This window comes from Flavihumibacter sp. CACIAM 22H1, from assembly GCF_001601815.1.
GTDB lineage: Bacteria > Bacteroidota > Bacteroidia > Chitinophagales > Chitinophagaceae > Flavihumibacter.
Map to the genome: position 1 here is coordinate 14,824 of NZ_LUKG01000076.1, position 2,485 is coordinate 17,308.

2 protein-coding genes are annotated in these 2,485 nt (G+C 49.0%); one reads left to right on the forward strand and one right to left on the reverse strand.

What is annotated here, in order from left to right; translation table 11 throughout:
- Positions 1–1,768, forward strand: a 1,768-nt coding sequence (locus A1D16_RS17280) for a SusE domain-containing protein (RefSeq protein ID WP_290711800.1), incomplete at its 5' end; no start/stop codon positions are given.
- A gap of 57 nt (positions 1,769–1,825) precedes the next feature.
- Here A1D16_RS17280 and A1D16_RS17285 read toward each other — a convergent pair.
- Complete coding sequence (locus A1D16_RS17285) at positions 1,826–2,437, reverse strand: HD domain-containing protein (RefSeq protein ID WP_290711802.1); 612 nt, start codon at positions 2,435–2,437, stop codon at positions 1,826–1,828.
- Positions 2,438–2,485: the final 48 nt, after the last annotated feature.

Here is a 2,485-nt window from a genome sequence, read left to right on the forward strand (position 1 = left end):
TAGTACACTGATAATTGCTTCCTGTCAAAAATATAATTTTGAGGAGGATGGAAAAGGAGAGGGGTTGGATGCATTTTCGCTGCTTACACCAGCAAGCGGAGCAAAACTGTCTCTGAATGCGGCTACCCCAGACGAGCAGGTGGTTATTACCTGGTCGGCTGCACGGCCCGGCTTAACAACTGCACCGGTATATACCTGGGTTGCTGCCTTACGCACTGGTTCGGTAGATGCCCCCCTGCTTGAAATTCCTTCCGACAACCAGGGCAAGGACAACCGGCTTACCCTTAGTTTTAAACAGCTTGATGATGCACTAAAAGCAAAGGGTGTGGAAGATGCCGGAACCGTTGAATTAATCTGGACCGTTCGTGCCGAAAATGGCGATACCGAAGTACGGGCCAATGAAATCAACCGCATTGATATTACCCGTTTTGGAGACGGCGTATCGCCTTTCGCTATTTATGGGCCGGTTAGCACTACCTCCAGCATTGAAATAGATCCATTTTCATCAACCGATTCTGTAAAATTTGTATGGCAGCAGGCGGTGCCTGGGAATGTTTCCAAGCCGGTTAGCTATACCATTGAATTTATTCGCCCCGATGGTAGTTTTGAGGCGCCCTTACTGACGGCTCCATCAAACAAGGAAGGGGCAGATACGGTTAAGACATGGTCGTATGCCGAGTTTTCCGAAGCGCTTACCAGCCTTGGATTTACTGACCTGGGTCAGGCAACGGCATTAAAATGGAGAGTGGTGGCCCGTTCTGGTAATTTCAGTCTTCCTTCCTTGTACGTGAACGATGTGGTTTATCTGCGCGAGCTTAAGTTTTATCTGGTTGGTGGCAGTACACCGGCAGGTTGGGAACCCACCCGTTCGGTACGTTTTATTCAGGATACCAGAGATGCCAATTATTTTTATGCCTACGCCTATTTGTCTACCGATGGTTTCGGTTTCAAAATTTTGAACCAGCAGGAATGGCCGGGTGGTCCGCTGAATGCAAAAGATTGGGGAATGAAAAAAGGCGAACCGGGCAAACTGTCTGAACAGGACGAAGATAACCTCAGCGTTTCCACCAGTGGTTATTACCGCATTTTGATCAATATGAAGGAACTAACCTATCAGATTGAGCAGTCCTATGGACGCTTAGCAACAGTTGGATCCGGCACACCGGCAGGCTGGACGCCGGGTGCGGCTTTCCCCGGCCAGGCATTGGGTTCTGCCGTTATTAACCGGTTTGTTGGTATTGTCGACTTTAGCGGCGGTGGTGAATTTAAGCTCATCGATTTTAATAACTGGCCCGATGGCAGTATAACCGGTGCAAGAGACTATGGAAGAAAACCCGGCACCACCAATGTGCTGGTTGAACAGGGAGAAGAAAATATTCCGGCTCCGGCCACTGCGGGCAAATACCGTGTGGCTGTTAATGCAACGGATCCTAAGAATATTACTTACCTGGTAGAGCCCTATGTACCGATGATGAAAGTGGTAGGAAATGCGTTGGCCGATTACCCCCAGTGGAACCCTGGTGGATCGCCTACCATGACATACCTGGGCGATGGAAAATGGACGTTGACACTTTCCATGATCCCGGGCAATGAATTTAAATTCCTGGCCGGTGCTGATTGGGGTGCATTTGATTATGAAGACAATGGTGGAGGAACCATTAAGTGGGAAGGCGGCGATAATTTCAAAGTTCCGGGTAATGCTGGTGATCCTGCCAGAACGGTTACCCTTACGCTGGATGAATATAGGGGAACAATTACCATCAATTAAATAAATGCAATTGAAAGAAAGAGGTTGTCCGAAAGGGCAGCCTCTTTTTTATGCCGGTTAGCGGATAGGCAGTACACCGGGTTGAATGTCCAGGATAAACGCAATGATGTTGTCCTGGTTTTGTTGGGCACGGGTTAGGGCATCCTGGATTTCCTCCCGGCTTACCTGGGCCGCAAAGGCCGGCGTTTTAAGTTTTTTTTGTACCGATTTTATATCCATTCCTGCGTAGCGGGTTGGTCGTACCAGGGCGGCCGCATGAATGAAGCCGGAGAGTTCGTCAAAGACATAGATCATTTTTTCCATAGTGGTTTCGGGCTCTACGCCGAAATGACGCGGGCCGTGGCAGGCAATGGTACGGATAACACTTGGGTCTAGCTGCCGCTTTTCCAGTTCTTCTATGATCCGGCGGCAATGCTGATCGGGGTATTTTTCCCAGTCGGCATCATGCAACAGGCCTGCCAGCCACCATTTATGGGCCTCTTCTTCAGACAGCATTTCCTTTTCCAGGGCCCAGGCTTTCATCAGGGCACCTACCTGTAACATATGGAGCTGAAGCCGTTCATTGGGTACCCATTCGGTTAGAAGAGCAAGTGCTTCCGTAGCCGAAAGCAGGTTTCCGGTATGGGCGGGATCGCCGAAAATGGTTCTTCCAAGGGTTAAATCAGCCATAGAGTAAAATTTAGTGCAAATATTATTATTGAAAATCAATTAGTTGCA